11 protein-coding genes are annotated in these 13321 nt (G+C 72.0%); 5 read left to right on the top strand and 6 right to left on the bottom strand.

Annotated features, from left to right (window positions below):
- Window positions 1–361: 361 nt before the first annotated feature.
- The 3 genes from RBJ65_RS27230 to fdhA form a co-directional block, all read right to left on the bottom strand.
- Window positions 362–1270: a carbohydrate kinase family protein gene (locus RBJ65_RS27230; RefSeq protein ID WP_306322543.1), complete on the bottom strand. Its 909-nt coding sequence runs from the start codon at window positions 1268–1270 to the stop codon at window positions 362–364.
- Window positions 1267–2172 carry a pseudouridine-5'-phosphate glycosidase gene (locus RBJ65_RS27235; RefSeq protein ID WP_306322544.1) on the bottom strand — a complete coding sequence of 302 codons (906 nt, stop codon included), beginning with the start codon at window positions 2170–2172 and terminating at the stop codon, window positions 1267–1269. Before RBJ65_RS27235 ends, RBJ65_RS27230 begins: the two co-directional genes overlap by 4 nt.
- Before the next feature lie 190 nt (window positions 2173–2362).
- The gene (fdhA, locus tag RBJ65_RS27240) at window positions 2363–3589 is read right to left on the bottom strand and encodes a formaldehyde dehydrogenase, glutathione-independent (RefSeq protein WP_306322545.1); all 1227 of its coding nucleotides are present in this window, start codon (window positions 3587–3589) and stop codon (window positions 2363–2365) included.
- Between the two features lie 215 nt (window positions 3590–3804).
- Here fdhA and RBJ65_RS27245 point away from each other — a divergent pair, with 215 nt between their 5' ends.
- Window positions 3805–4179, top strand: coding sequence for a cupin domain-containing protein (locus RBJ65_RS27245; RefSeq protein ID WP_306322546.1), 375 nt, complete (start codon window positions 3805–3807; stop codon window positions 4177–4179).
- 47 nt (window positions 4180–4226) lie between these two features.
- Here RBJ65_RS27245 and RBJ65_RS27250 read toward each other — a convergent pair whose 3' ends face one another.
- The 3 genes from RBJ65_RS27250 to RBJ65_RS27260 all read right to left on the bottom strand — a co-directional run bounded on the left by RBJ65_RS27250 (window position 4227) and on the right by RBJ65_RS27260 (window position 7289).
- Window positions 4227–5483, bottom strand: coding sequence for an MFS transporter (locus tag RBJ65_RS27250; protein WP_306322633.1), 1257 nt, complete (start codon window positions 5481–5483; stop codon window positions 4227–4229).
- A gap of 266 nt (window positions 5484–5749) precedes the next feature.
- Window positions 5750–6337 carry a methylated-DNA--[protein]-cysteine S-methyltransferase gene (locus tag RBJ65_RS27255; protein ID WP_306322547.1) on the bottom strand — a complete coding sequence of 196 codons (588 nt, stop codon included), beginning with the start codon at window positions 6335–6337 and terminating at the stop codon, window positions 5750–5752.
- A 76-nt stretch (window positions 6338–6413) separates the two neighbouring features.
- Complete coding sequence (locus RBJ65_RS27260) at window positions 6414–7289, bottom strand: glycerophosphodiester phosphodiesterase family protein (protein WP_306322548.1); 876 nt, start codon at window positions 7287–7289, stop codon at window positions 6414–6416.
- A 281-nt stretch (window positions 7290–7570) separates the two neighbouring features.
- Between RBJ65_RS27260 and RBJ65_RS27265 the strand changes: the two genes are divergently transcribed.
- The 4 genes from RBJ65_RS27265 (at window position 7571) to RBJ65_RS27280 (ending at window position 13255) form a co-directional block, all read left to right on the top strand.
- Window positions 7571–8422 carry an MHYT domain-containing protein gene (locus RBJ65_RS27265; protein ID WP_306322549.1) on the top strand — a complete coding sequence of 284 codons (852 nt, stop codon included), beginning with the start codon at window positions 7571–7573 and terminating at the stop codon, window positions 8420–8422.
- Window positions 8423–8495: 73 nt separating this feature from the next.
- Complete coding sequence (gene uvrB / locus RBJ65_RS27270; protein WP_306322550.1) at window positions 8496–10637, top strand: excinuclease ABC subunit UvrB; 2142 nt, start codon at window positions 8496–8498, stop codon at window positions 10635–10637.
- A gap of 151 nt (window positions 10638–10788) precedes the next feature.
- Window positions 10789–11367, top strand: coding sequence for a TerD family protein (locus RBJ65_RS27275; protein WP_306322551.1), 579 nt, complete (start codon window positions 10789–10791; stop codon window positions 11365–11367).
- A 10-nt stretch (window positions 11368–11377) separates the two neighbouring features.
- Window positions 11378–13255: a TerD family protein gene (locus RBJ65_RS27280; protein WP_306322552.1), complete on the top strand. Its 1878-nt coding sequence runs from the start codon at window positions 11378–11380 to the stop codon at window positions 13253–13255.
- Window positions 13256–13321 lie beyond the last annotated feature (66 nt).

Genomic DNA, 13321 nt, shown 5'->3' on the forward strand with positions numbered 1-13321 from the left:
TGCGTATTGAGGGTGGGCGCCACCCGCCCTGGGGGCTGCGTCTTGACGGTGGGCGCCACCGCCTTGGGCGCCCCGCCTTGGGTCGCGTGCGTCTTGACGGTGGGCGCCACCGCCTTGGGCGCCCCCGCCTTGGGTGACCTGCGCCTTGACGGTGGGCGCCACCGCCTTGGGCAATCTGCCGCCTTGGGCGGCAGGGTGGGCAAGGCGGCCCCCGGTGCCGCGTAACAGGGACGTCGGGCGCCGACCTCGGCACAGGTCCGATGCGCCGGTGCCGCGTAACAGGGACGTCGGGCGCCGACCCCGGCACAGGTCCGATGCCCGGTGCCGCGCAACAGGAACGTCGGCGCCGCCCCGGCACCGCCTACCCCGGCCGACCACCCACCCGCCCCACCGCCAACGCCCCCGCCCGGCACCCCTCACCCACCGCATCCCGCCACCCCTCCCCCCGAAGCCGCGCAGCGAGCACCGCCCCGGTGAACGCGTCCCCCGCCCCCGTGGAATCCCGCACCACCACCCCGCACCGGGCCGGCACCCGCTCACGGACCACCCCACCACGCGCCACACACGCCCCCGCCGCCCCCGCCTTCACCACCACCACGGGAAACCGCCCGCTCAGCTTCGCCCCCGCCTCCTCCGCACCCTCCACCCCACTCAGCAGCGCGGCCTCGTCGCGACTCGGCACCAGCACGTCCACGCCGTCCACAAGCGCCAGGAACCGCCCGGCCCCGAGCTCCCGCAGAAACCCGGCCGACGCCGGATCCACACTCACCGGCACTCCACGCGCGCGTGCGTCGGCGATCGCGACCGACACCAACTCCCGCCCCGTGGTGGAGAAACACAGGTACCCGGACAGGTGCAGCCAGCCGATCCCGTCGAGCAGCTCCGGCGACCAGTCCCCGGGCCCCACCCGCAGCGACGCCCCGCTGTCCGTCAGGAACGTCCGCTCGGCCCCGGCCGCCCCGTCCACGAGGCAGATCACCGCCCCCGTAGGCGCCTCCGCGTCCACCACGAGCCGCGGCCGCACCCCGCAACGTACGATCTCCTCCTCGTGCCAGCGCGCGGAATCCGCGCCGACCCGGCCGAGCAGCGCCACCTCCTCGCAGCCCGAATACGCCGCCCAGCACGCCACGTTGGCCCCCGCGCCACCCGGCACCGTACGGATCGCCGCCACCGTGTCCGTACCCGTGGCGAGCGGCCCGCGGTGCCGCGCGACGACATCCGTGACGACGTCACCGACCACCAGCAGGCCCCCGCCCCCGGCTGCCGTCACGCCGCGGCCCAGGCCGCCGCGATCCGCCCGGCGAGCCGTACGTTCCCGCGCACCGCCGCCAGATTGGCCTCCAGGGACGCGCCCTTCGTCTGCCGCGCCAAGTAGTCCAGCAGGAACGGCGTCACCGCCTGCCCGCCGACGCCCCGCCGCTCGCACTCCCGCAGCCCGCTCTCCAGCACGCGCGCGTGCAGCGCCGGATCCAACTGCTCCGCTTCCGGTACGGGATTGGCGACGATCAGCGCCGTATCGCCCCCGGCCGGACCGTCCTGGGCCCGCATCACCGCCGCGACCTCGCCCGGAGTGTGCAGCGTCCAGTCCACCGGTTCACCGGAGTCGGCGAGGTAGAACCCCGGGAAGCGCCCGGTCCGGTAGCCCGCCACGGTCACGCCCAGGGTCTCCAGGCGCTGCAACGTCGCGGGCACGTCCAGGATCGACTTCACCCCCGCGCACACCACGGTGATCCGGGTGCGCGCGAGCAGGCCCAGGTCCGCCGACTCGTCCTGCGTCTGCGTCCACCCCCGGTGCACCCCGCCGAGCCCGCCCGTGGCGAACACCCGCAGCCCGGCCCGCGACGCGAGCAGCGCCGTCGCGGACACGGTCGTCGCGCCGCTCGCGCCCGTCGCCACCGCGGGCGGCAGATCGCGTGTGCCGAGCTTGCGGAACCCGTCCTCGCTCGCGACCCGCTCCAACTGCCGCTCGTCCAGGCCGACATGCGGCCGCCCGTCGAGCACCGTGATCGTGGCGGGGACGGCGCCCTCGTCGCGTACGGCCTGCTCCAGCTCGTGCGCGACCCGTAGATTGCGCGGCCTCGGGAGCCCGTGGGCGATGATCGTCGACTCGAGTGCCACCACCGGGCGCCCCGCCTCGACCGCGTCCCGCACCTCGTCCGAAACGATCAACATGCCGCCGCCTCCTGCCAGTTGGCTGTCACGTACGAGTCACCTCTGAGGCACCACTGACATCCCTGGCGAACGCGACTCGCGTTCAAACACCTGACCGCACCACCTCCAGGTCGTGCACGGCCCGCGAACCGGAAATTGGGCTCCACGCGCGCGTGGAGCGCACCGTGGAGCCCAATTCCCCCGCGGAACCTCAGACCGGCCGGACGCCGTTCAGCGCGCCGTGCGGGTCGAGGACGTACTTGCGGCTCGCGCCCTGGTCGAACTCCGCGTAGCCGCGCGGCGCGTCCTCGATGCCGATCACGGTCGCGTTGACGGCCTTCGCGATGTGCACGCGGTCGTGCAGGATCGCCATCATCAGGCCCCGGTGGTACTCCATCACCGGGCACTGGCCGGTCGTGAACCGGTGACTCTTCGCCCAGCCGCGGCCGAGCCGCACCTTCAGCGTCCCGGTGCGCGCGTCCTGGTCGACGCCGCCCGGGTCGTCGGTGACGTACAGGCCGGGAATGCCGAGCGCGCCGCCGGCCGTGGTGAGCCCCATCAGGGAGTTGAGGACCGTGGCCGGTGCCTCGGGCGCGTCCGGGCCGTGCGCGCGGGCCTCGAAGCCGACGGCGTCCACGGCCGCGTCCACCTCGGGCACGCCGAGGATCTCGGCGACCTGCTCCTCCACGGCGGCGCGCGTGAGGTCGACCGTCTCGCAGCCGAAGCTGCGGGCCTGCGCGAGCCGTTCGGGGTTCATGTCGCCGACGATCACCACGGCCGCGCCGAGCAGCTGCGCCGATGCCGCCGCCGCGAGCCCGACGGGCCCGGCCCCGGCCACGTACACCGTCGAACCGACCTTCGTGCCCGCCGTCACCGCTCCGTGGAAGCCGGTCGGGAAGATGTCGGAGAGCATGGTCAGGTCGAGGAGCTTCTCGCGCGCCTGGTCGGCGTCGGGGAAGCGCAGCGCGTTGAAGTCCGCGTACGGGATCATGACGTACTCGGCCTGACCGCCGACCCAGCCGCCCATGTCGACATAGCCATAAGCCGCCCCGGGGCGGGCCGGGTTGACGTTCAGGCAGATGCCGGTCTTGCGTTCCTTGCAGTTGCGGCAGCGCCCGCAGGCGATGTTGAACGGCACGGAGACGAGGTCCCCGACGTCCAGGAACTCGACGTCCGGGCCCTTCTCCACGATCTCGCCGGTGATCTCGTGGCCCAGGACGAGGCCCTCGGGCGCGGTGGTGCGGCCGCGCACCATGTGCTGGTCGCTGCCGCAGATGTTGGTGGCGAGCACCTTGAGGATCACGCCGTGCCGACAGGTCCTGCCCACGTTCTGCGGGGCCACCCCGGGCCCGTCCTTCAGCTCAAGCGTCGGGTGCTCGATGGTCCTGACCTCCACCGTGCCCGGCTTGAGATATGCGACTGCCCTGTTTCCGCTCATGCCTGATCGCCGTCCCTTCGGCTCGTGACTCGTCGACTCGTCTACGGCGGATGCTCCGGCTGTGCGCACGGCGGAGTCTGCTACCGAAACGGCGTTCTGAGGAGACCTGCCGGGCGGGGTCGTTGAAGCCTCGACGAGCCGTCCAGTCGGCGGGCGTTGTATGTCACAGGCCGTCGAGTGAGAGGAGAGGCGCAGGTCATCTACGGTGACTGCCCATGACCACGAACGACGGCCCCGCGACCGCCCCCGGCTCCTTCGCCGTCCACGTCCCCGACGCGGACCTCGAACCGGAGCCGCTCGACCCCGCCCAGATCGTCTCCGGCACCCCCGAGGTCACCGGCACGGTGCTGTGGGAGTCGGCCGACGGCAAACAGCTGCGCGGCATCTGGCAGATCACGCCGGGCGTGGTCACCGATACCGAGGCCAACGAACTGTTCGTGGTCGTCAGTGGCCGCGCCACCGTCGCGGTCGAGGGCGGCGGGACCCTGGAACTCGGCCCCGGCACGGCCGCCGTGCTGCGCGAGGGCGACCGCACGACGTGGACCGTGCACGAGACGCTGCGCAAGGCGTACCACATCACCCTGAGCTGATCCCTGTCCTCACCTTGAGCTGATCCCCGTACGAACTCCCTCTCCGGCTACGAGTGTTGGGTGCGCCGCGTGAACAGCGCGAGCGCCCCGAGCGGGAGCAGCAGGCAGGCCGCCGCCAGGTTCAGCCACGCGTAGCTCGCCGTCGCCACCACGAGGCCCGCCGTCGCACCGCCGATCCCCGCCGCCAGGCTCGTCGTCAGATCGGACAGGCCCTGCGCGGCGGCCCGCGCGGCCTGCGGTACCGAGTCGGTGAGCAGCGCGGAGCCCGCGACGAGCCCGGCCGACCAGCCGAGCCCGAGCAGGAACAGCGCCGCCGCGCTCTGCCCGTGGTGCCCGCCCGCGGTCCCGGCGAGCAGCGCGGCACACGCGAGCAGCGCCACCGCGAGCCCGATCACGGTGAGCCGCCCGAACTTGTCCGCGAGCCGCCCCATGATCGGCGAGAACGCGTACATGCCCGCGATGTGCCCACTGATCACGAGCCCGATCAACTCGATGCCCGCGCCGTGGTGTTCGAGGTCCACCGGAGTCATCGACATGACGGACACCATCGCCGTGTGCGACACCGCCACCGTCACAAGGGCGAGGCGGGCGCGCGGGGACGTGGACACGGCCGCGAACCCCGCCCGTATGGAACGCGCGGCGGGCGACCGCTCCTCGGCGGGGGCCAGGGCCCGCGCGGTCAACAGCGGGTCGGGGCGCAGCAGTACGTGCACCACGACCGCGGCTATCAGGAACACTCCGGCCGCCCAGACGAACGGCCCCGCCTCCACCGGTATGCCGAGCCCGGAGACGCTGCGACCGGCGGGCGCCGCTATGTTCGGCCCGAGGACGGCGCCGATGGTGGTGGCCCACACGACGGTCGAGATGGCGCGGGCCCGCCGGTCGGGCGCGGCGAGGTCGGCGGCCGCGTACCGGGCCTGGAGGTTGGCGGAGGAGGCCGCGCCGAACCCCATCAGGCCGATGAGCAGCAGCGGAAAGTTCCCGATCGCCGCGGCGACGACGCTCACCACGGCGCCCAACGTGCCGATCAGATAGGCCAGTACGAGGCCGGCGCGCCGCCCGCGGGCATTCATGAGCGAGGCCAACGGCATCGACAGGACCGCGGACCCCACGACGCTCGCCGTGGACGCGAGCCCGGAGAGCGCCTCGTCCCCGCTGACCTTCTTGGCGAGCACGGCGGCCAGCGCGACGCCGGTGGCGGTACCGAGCCCGCCGAGTATCTGCGAGGCGACGAGCACGCGCTGCGTACGCCGCTGCAGGGCCCCGGTCTCCGGCGCGGGTCCGGACCCCGTGTCCCGCCCGATGCCGCCGCCGCGTCCGAGGGCCTCGGCGAGGCCGATGTTCCCCACGCAGTCGCTGCCCGCGGCAGGCCCGTCGCTCTCGGCCGACTCACCGCCCTCGTCCGGCCCTCGGCTCTCGGCAGGCCCGCCGTCCACCGCGCGCCGGCTTGGCGCCGAGGCGTCCTTCGGCCGCCCGATCCGCCCCTCATCCGTGCTCAACGCACAACCCCCGCCCCTGTGAACCCCACGGCATCAGCGGACCCCGCAGGTCCGCCCCGCCCAGGACCGTCTCAGAACAACGGCTCTGGCAACACCCCTTCCAGCGCGAGCAACTTCCGCTTCGTCTCCAGGCCGCCCCCGAAGCCGCCGATCCCGCCGTCGCGCTCCACGACCCGATGGCACGGCACCACGACCGGCAGCGGATTCGACCCCATCGCCATGCCCACGGCCTGCGCGGCGCCCGGCTGCCCGACCCGGCGGGCCAGATCCCCGTACCCGGCGACCGCCCCGTACGGCACCCCGGCGGCCAGCTCGCGCAGCACCTCCCGGTTGAACCCGGTGATCAGCGACCAGTCGAGCGGCAGCTCGAAGTCGCGCCGCCGCCCGGCGAAGTACTCGGCGAGCTGCCGTATCGCCTCGGCGAGCAGCGGGGAGTCGGGCGCCTCGACCGGCGCGGCTCCGAGCCGGGCCGCGAGTCGGTCCAGCGCCTTGTCCCGCACCGCGTCGGTGGCGTGGAAGACCACGTTCACCAGACCGGTGTCCGTCGCGGCGAGCAGCAGCGGCCCGATGTCGACGCTGCCGCCGCCGCTGCGCACGACGGCCCACACGGCCTGCCGCGGCGCGGCGGGGGTGCTTTCGCTCAGCTCAGTGGCGTTCATGCCGACCAAGCTACGGCCTGCCACTGACAACGGCCCCGACCAGCGAAAACACCCGGTCCTGTCAGCCGTGGACGGCTCAGCCGCGGACGGCCGACCGGACGACGTCGGGGGCGTTGCTGATGATCCCGTCGACGCCGTAGCCGGCCACCCGCTGGGCGCTCGCCGCGTCGTTGACGGTCCAGGCCAGGGTCTGGAGCCGCTTGCCGTGCGGGCCCTTGAGCTTGTGCACCGCGTCGACGTAGTCCGACGTGAGCGTCGTGTACGACGGGTTGATCTGGTCGGCGAACTTCGCGTACGCGCGCAGATCGGAGACGGCGGGCTTGCCGAGGAAGCCCGTCTTGATGTCCGGGCGCCGCTGGTGCACCGTCCGCACGCTGTCCGCGTTGAAGCTCTGGACGATCAGCCGGTTCTTGACGTGCCGGTGGTCCAGCCAGCCCTCGGTGAGCAGCTGGCCCAGGATCTGGTCCTCGATGCCCGGGTACAGCTCGGGCGCCTTGACCTCCATGAGCAGCTTCTGGTGGTTGCGCTCGACGCGCCGCAGGTAGTCGTGGAGTGTCGGGATCCGCGCGCCCGCGAACTCGGCGCCCTTCCAGCCGCCCGCGTCCAGCTTGGCGATCTCGGCCGAGGTGAAGTCCGCCACGTTCCACGGCGCGCGGTCGGGATACACCTGCTCGACGTTGGTGGTGCGCGCCAGCGTGGTGTCGTGGATGACGACCAGGGCGCCGTCCTTGGTGCGCTGCACGTCGTTCTCGACCCAGGTGACCCCCAGGTCGTGTGCCTTGTCGACGGCTGCAAGGGTGTTCTCGGGGGCGTAGGCGGAGGCCCCGCGGTGGGCGACGACCACGGTTCTGTTGTGTGCGGTGGCGGCCTGTGCGGCGGTGGGCAGGACCAGGACACCGATGACGACGGAGGCCGCCACTGAGGTCAGGGCGGTTGCTGCGCGTACGTACACGTGTGCTCCTCATGCGTCGTTTGTTCACGGACTGTATGAGGTTGACACCGGAGAGCGAACAAAAAGTAGGCGCAGGATGGTCATGAGTTGAACGGATTCGCCCGCCTGCGGCCGACCCCAGTGTTGGGGGCTGGGCTTCTTTGCCGGAAAATCGTTCGAGCGTTCCCGCGTGCGCTTTAATCTCTGCCTCAACCGCGGCCGCTCCGGCCGCCGTGCGCGAGCCGCGCGCGAGGGGACGAGCTGCACATCTCACGGAAAAACAGGCGGAAGGGCTGCCACCTATGCAGGGCTCGGTCGACGGCTTCAGTTACGGGCTCGTCACCCCGGTGGTGGCGTATGTCATGGCCTGTCTCGGAGGGGCCCTGGGGCTGCGCTGCACCACCAGATCCCTGCTCGTCGCCAACACCTGGCGGGTGGGCTGGCTCGCGCTGGGCTCCGCCGCGATCGGCTCCGGCATCTGGACGATGCACTTCATCGCGATGATGGGCTTCAGCGTGAAGGGCATGCCGATCCGCTACGACCCGACGACCACCTTCGCGAGTCTCGGTCTGGCCATCGTGATGGTCGGCATCGGCGTCTTCATCGTCGGCTACAAGGGCGCGACCGGCACCGCTCTGTTCACCGGAGGCACCATTACGGGCCTCGGAGTGGCGTCAATGCACTACCTGGGAATGGCTGGAATGCGTCTTCACGGGACGATCAGCTACAGCACGTTCACCGTCACCGCCTCCGTGGTGATCGCCATGGTGGCCGCGACCGCCGCACTGTGGGCCGCCGTCCAGGTGCGCGGCATCATGTGGAGCCTCGGCGCGAGTCTGATCATGGGCCTCGCCGTCTCGGGCATGCACTACATGGCGATGGCGGGCGTCAGCGTCCATGTGCACACCGATCCCGTCGGCTCTCCCGGCGGGGACTCGGCCGCCTCCCTCCTCGCCCCCATGCTGATCGGCCCGCTGAGCTTCCTGCTCCTCGCCGGTGTGGTCGTCATGTTCGACCCGATGCTGGTCACGGGCCGCCCCGACTGGCGCGACGCCCGGGCCGCGCAGGACCGGCTCGGCACCCCGGCGCCGACCGTCAAGCGCCTGCGCCGCCCCCTGGGCCGGCAGGCCCCGCGCGCCCCGCAGGACTGGTGACCGGGAGCCCCCGAGGGCCGGTCCGGCAGTGGTTCGGGCCCGGTTGTCAGTGGTGGGTCGTACGGTTGGTTCCATGCGGCCCGTATCCAAGATCGAACGCACGGTGGCGCCCTTCGAGGTCGTCAGCCCGTACCAGCCCAGCGGTGACCAGCCCGCGGCCATCGCCGAGCTGGAGAAGCGCATCACCGGGGGCGAGAAGGACGTCGTCCTGCTCGGCGCGACCGGCACCGGCAAGTCCGCCACCACCGCGTGGATGATCGAGAAGCTCCAGCGCCCCACGCTCGTGATGGCGCCGAACAAGACGCTGGCCGCCCAGCTGGCGAACGAGTTCCGCGAGCTGCTGCCGAACAACGCGGTCGAGTACTTCGTCTCGTACTACGACTACTACCAACCCGAGGCGTACGTTCCGCAGTCGGACACGTACATCGAGAAGGACTCCTCGATCAACGAGGAGGTGGAGCGCCTGCGGCACTCCGCGACGAACTCACTGCTGACCCGCAGGGACGTCGTCGTGGTCGCCTCCGTCTCCTGCATCTACGGCCTCGGCACCCCGCAGGAGTATGTGGACCGCATGGTCCCCCTGAAGGTCGGCGACGAGATCGACCGCGACGACCTGCTGCGCCGCTTCGTCGACATCCAGTACACGCGCAACGACGTGGCGTTCCAGCGCGGCACCTTCCGGGTCCGCGGCGACACCATCGAGATCTTCCCCGTCTACGAAGAGCTCGCGGTCCGCATCGAGATGTTCGGCGACGAGATCGAATCGCTCTCCACGCTCCACCCCCTCACCGGCGAGGTCATCAGCGACGACGAGTCGCTGTACATCTTCCCGGCGACGCACTACGTGGCGGGCCCCGAGCGCCTGGAGCGCGCGGCCAACGACATCGAGAAGGAGCTGGAGGAGCGCCTCGCCGAACTGGAGAAGCAGGGCAAGATGCTGGAGGCCCAGCGCCTGCGCATGCGCACCACGTACGACCTGGAGATGCTCCGCCAGATCGGCTCCTGCTCCGGCGTCGAGAACTACTCGATGCACTTCGACGGCCGCGAGCCCGGCTCCCCGCCGAACACGCTGCTCGACTACTTCCCGGACGACTTCCTGCTCGTCATCGACGAGTCGCACAACACCGTGCCGCAGATCGGCGCCATGTACGAGGGCGACGCCTCCCGTAAGCGCACCCTCGTGGACCACGGCTTCCGGCTGCCCTCCGCGCTCGACAACCGCCCCCTGAAGTGGGAGGAGTTCCAGGAGCGCATCGGCCAGACCGTCTACCTGTCCGCGACCCCGGGCAAGTACGAGCTCTCGCGTGCGGACGGCTACGTGGAGCAGATCATCCGCCCCACAGGACTCGTCGACCCGGAGGTCGTCGTGAAGCCCACCGAGGGGCAGATCGACGACCTGGTGCACGAGATCCGTACGCGCACCGAGAAGGACGAGCGCGTCCTGGTCACCACACTCACCAAGAAGATGGCCGAGGACCTCACGGACTACTTCGTCGAGCTCGGCATCCAGGTGCGCTACCTGCACAGCGACGTCGACACGCTGCGCCGTGTGGAGCTCCTTCGCGAGCTGCGCGCGGGCGAGTTCGACGTCCTGGTCGGCATCAACCTGCTGCGTGAGGGCCTCGACCTTCCCGAGGTCTCCCTGGTCGCGATCCTCGACGCCGACAAGGAGGGCTTCCTGCGCTCCGGCACGGCCCTGATCCAGACGATCGGCCGCGCGGCGCGCAATGTGTCGGGCCAGGTCCACATGTACGCCGACAAGATCACCCCGGCGATGGAGAAGTCCATCGAGGAGACCAACCGCCGCCGGGAGAAGCAGATCGCCTACAACGAGGCGAACGGGATCGACCCCCAGCCCCTCCGCAAGAAGATCAACGACATCGTGGCGTCCATCGCGCGCGAGGACGTCGACACGGAGGCGCTGCTCGGCACCGGATACCGCAAGGGCGGCAAGGACGGGAAGGGCGCCAAGGCCCCCGTGCCGTCGGCAGGCAAGGCGGAGAAGGCACCGGCCAAGAAGAAGCGCGGAAAGGCCGACGAGACGGTTCCCACCGACCGCCCCGCGGCCGAACTGTCCGAGCAGATCGAGGAGTTGACCGAGCGGATGCGGGCGGCCGCCGCGGACCTCCAGTTCGAGGTCGCGGCACGGCTGCGCGACGAGGTGTCGGAGATGAAGAAGGAACTGCGGCAGATGAAGGAGGCAGGCATCGCCTGACCTGCCACGACGGGCGGGGTACCGGGAGCGTGTTGCAACACCGCCACAAAACCCCGCCCGCGGTGGCGGCGCTGTCAGTGCAGCCCTCTAGGGTTTGGGCCAACCGCGCGTACACCGCGGCAACAGGGGACGGTTCGAGAGGGGACAGCACGTGGGCATCGACTTGACCAAGGGTCAGGCCATCAGCCTGGAGAAGCAGGGCGGGGGATCCCTCACCGCCGTACGGATGGGGCTCGGCTGGCAGGCGGCCCCGCGGCGCGGCCTGTTCGGCACCCGCACGCGCGAGGTCGACCTCGACGCGTCAGCGGTCCTCTTCGCGGACAAGCAGCCCGTCGACGTGGTCTTCTTCCGCCACCTCGTCAGCGACGACGGCTCGGTGCGGCACACCGGGGACAACCTGGTCGGCGGCGCGGGACAGGGCGGCGACGACGAGTCGATCCTCGTCGACCTGGAGCGCGTCCCGGTCCACATCGACCAGATCGTCTTCACGGTCAACTCCTTCACGGGACAGACCTTCCAGGAAGTGCAGAACGCGTTCTGCCGCCTGGTCGACGAGACGACGGGCCAGGAACTCGCCCGCTACACGCTCGACGGCGGCGGCCAGTACACGGCGCAGATCATGGCCAAGGTGCACCGGGCGGGCAGCGGCTGGAAGATGACGGCCCTGGGCGCGGCGGCCAACGGCCGCACGTTCCAGGACCTGATGCCCTCGATCCTGCCCGGCCTGTAGCGGACCCACGATGGCGGCCGAACTGGTGAGGGGGCAGAACCACCCCCTCACCCAGACCTGTCTGGAGATCCGTGTGTCGGCCGGCCACCCGGTCGTCGCGGGCGCCACGCTCGCCGACGACCGGGGTGCCGTGCGGGCCACCGACCGGATCGCCCACCCCGGCGCGCCCACGCTGCCGGGCCTCGAAGTCCCGCGTCTGGCCGCGGCCGACCACCGCCTGGCCGTCGACCTGGACGCGATGCCGCACGACGTGCACCGCGTCGCCGTGCTGCTCGCGCTGCCCGTGGGCGGCGGTGGCCCGGTCAGGTTCGGCGCGGCGGCGGCCCCGTTCCTCGCTGTCACCGGGCCTGACGGCACGGAGCAGGCCAGCTACACGATCACCGACCTCGACACCGAGTCGGCCGTCGTCGCCCTGGAGCTGTACCGCAGGCAGGGCGCCTGGAAGGTGCGCGCCGTCGGCCAGGGCTACGCCGAGGGCCTCGCCGCGCTCCTCGCCGACCAGGGCCTGCCGGACGCGCAGGCCGTCGCGGGCGCCATCCACGACGCCGTCTCCGATGGCCGTGACCGCGCGGCGACACCTTCCTCGCGTACGAGCGACGAGACCCACGTCCGCGCGGCGGCCACGGCGGGCCACGCCTCCGGCGCCCTGCCGCCCACGACCCCGTCGCCGCCCGCCTCGCCGCCCGGCGGCCCCGTCGACTACACGCACCCCGGCCGCAGGCAGCCCCCGCCGTCCGCACCGGCCCAGCGGCCCGCGCCACCGGTCGCAGGGGACGCGACGGGCTGGACCCCCGAGGAGCGGCTCTACAACCAGGTGTGGGGCATGTTCGAGGACCTGGCCCGCACCACGGCCGCGTACCGGGGTGCCGTGGAGTTCGCCGACTCCCGCCTGGAGCAGGAGCTCGACCAGGCACTCTCCGATCCGCGCGGCCGCCTCGGCGGAGCCGGCGACGCCGCGCGCGAGGCCGCCCGCGCCAAGCACGGCGACCTCGTCGACCGCGCGCGGGAGGCGCTCGACCGGGACCTGGCGCAGCTCACCGCCGAGGCCGAGGTCGTCGACCCCGCGCTCCCGGCGGCGTACGCGGGCTGGGACAGCCCCTGCTGGCACGCCTACCGCAGCCCCTCGGAGCCCGCCATGGCCGTCCGCATCGGGGAGCTGAGCCTGCCCGAGAGCGAAAGCGTGGGGCTGCGCGTCCCCATGCTCGTACGGCTGCCGCTGGAGCGCGGACTGTGGATCGACGCGGGGGCCTCCGCCGCCGACAGCCTCACCGACGCCGACGCACTACGCGCGCGTGCCGCCCACACCGCCGTCCTCCATGCGGCGCGGCTGCTCGCGGCGTACCCGGCGGGCGAGTTCAGCGTCCACGTCATCGACCCGGCGGGTGCCGCGGCGGGCGCGCTCGCCCCGCTCGTGGACGCGGGCGTGCTCGCCGGGCCTCCGGCCGGGGGAGCGGCGGGCGTCGCGGAGACGCTGACGCGCCTGACCGAGCGCGTGGACCTCGTCCAGATGGCCGTCCGCGCGGGCGCGGCCGACGCGCTGCCGGCGGACCTGGACGTCGCCGAGCAGCTTCTGATCGTGCACGACTTCCCGCACGGCTTCGACGACCGGTCCATCACCAGGCTGCGCTATCTGGCGGACGAAGGGCCGCGGGTCGGCGTGCATCTGATGCTCGTCGCCGACCGCGAGGACGCCGCCGAGTACGGGCCGCTGCTCGATCCGCTGTGGCGCGCGCTGCTGCGCCTCACGCCGGTGCCCGACGACCACCTGGCCGACCCCTGGGTGGGGCACGCGTGGACGTACGAGCCGTCGCTGGTCCCGCAGGGCAGCGGAATCCTCCGGGACGTGCTCGCGGAGGTGGCGGAAGCCCGTCGGGAGAGAGGCCTTTGACCTGCGAACTTGGTGACTTTTTTACCTTTCCCTTTACCTTTCATGGGTGTTTCGAGTACGCTCCTT

It is taken from the genome of Streptomyces sp. KL109B, assembly GCF_030766935.1.
In the GTDB taxonomy this organism is placed as follows: domain Bacteria; phylum Actinomycetota; class Actinomycetes; order Streptomycetales; family Streptomycetaceae; genus Streptomyces.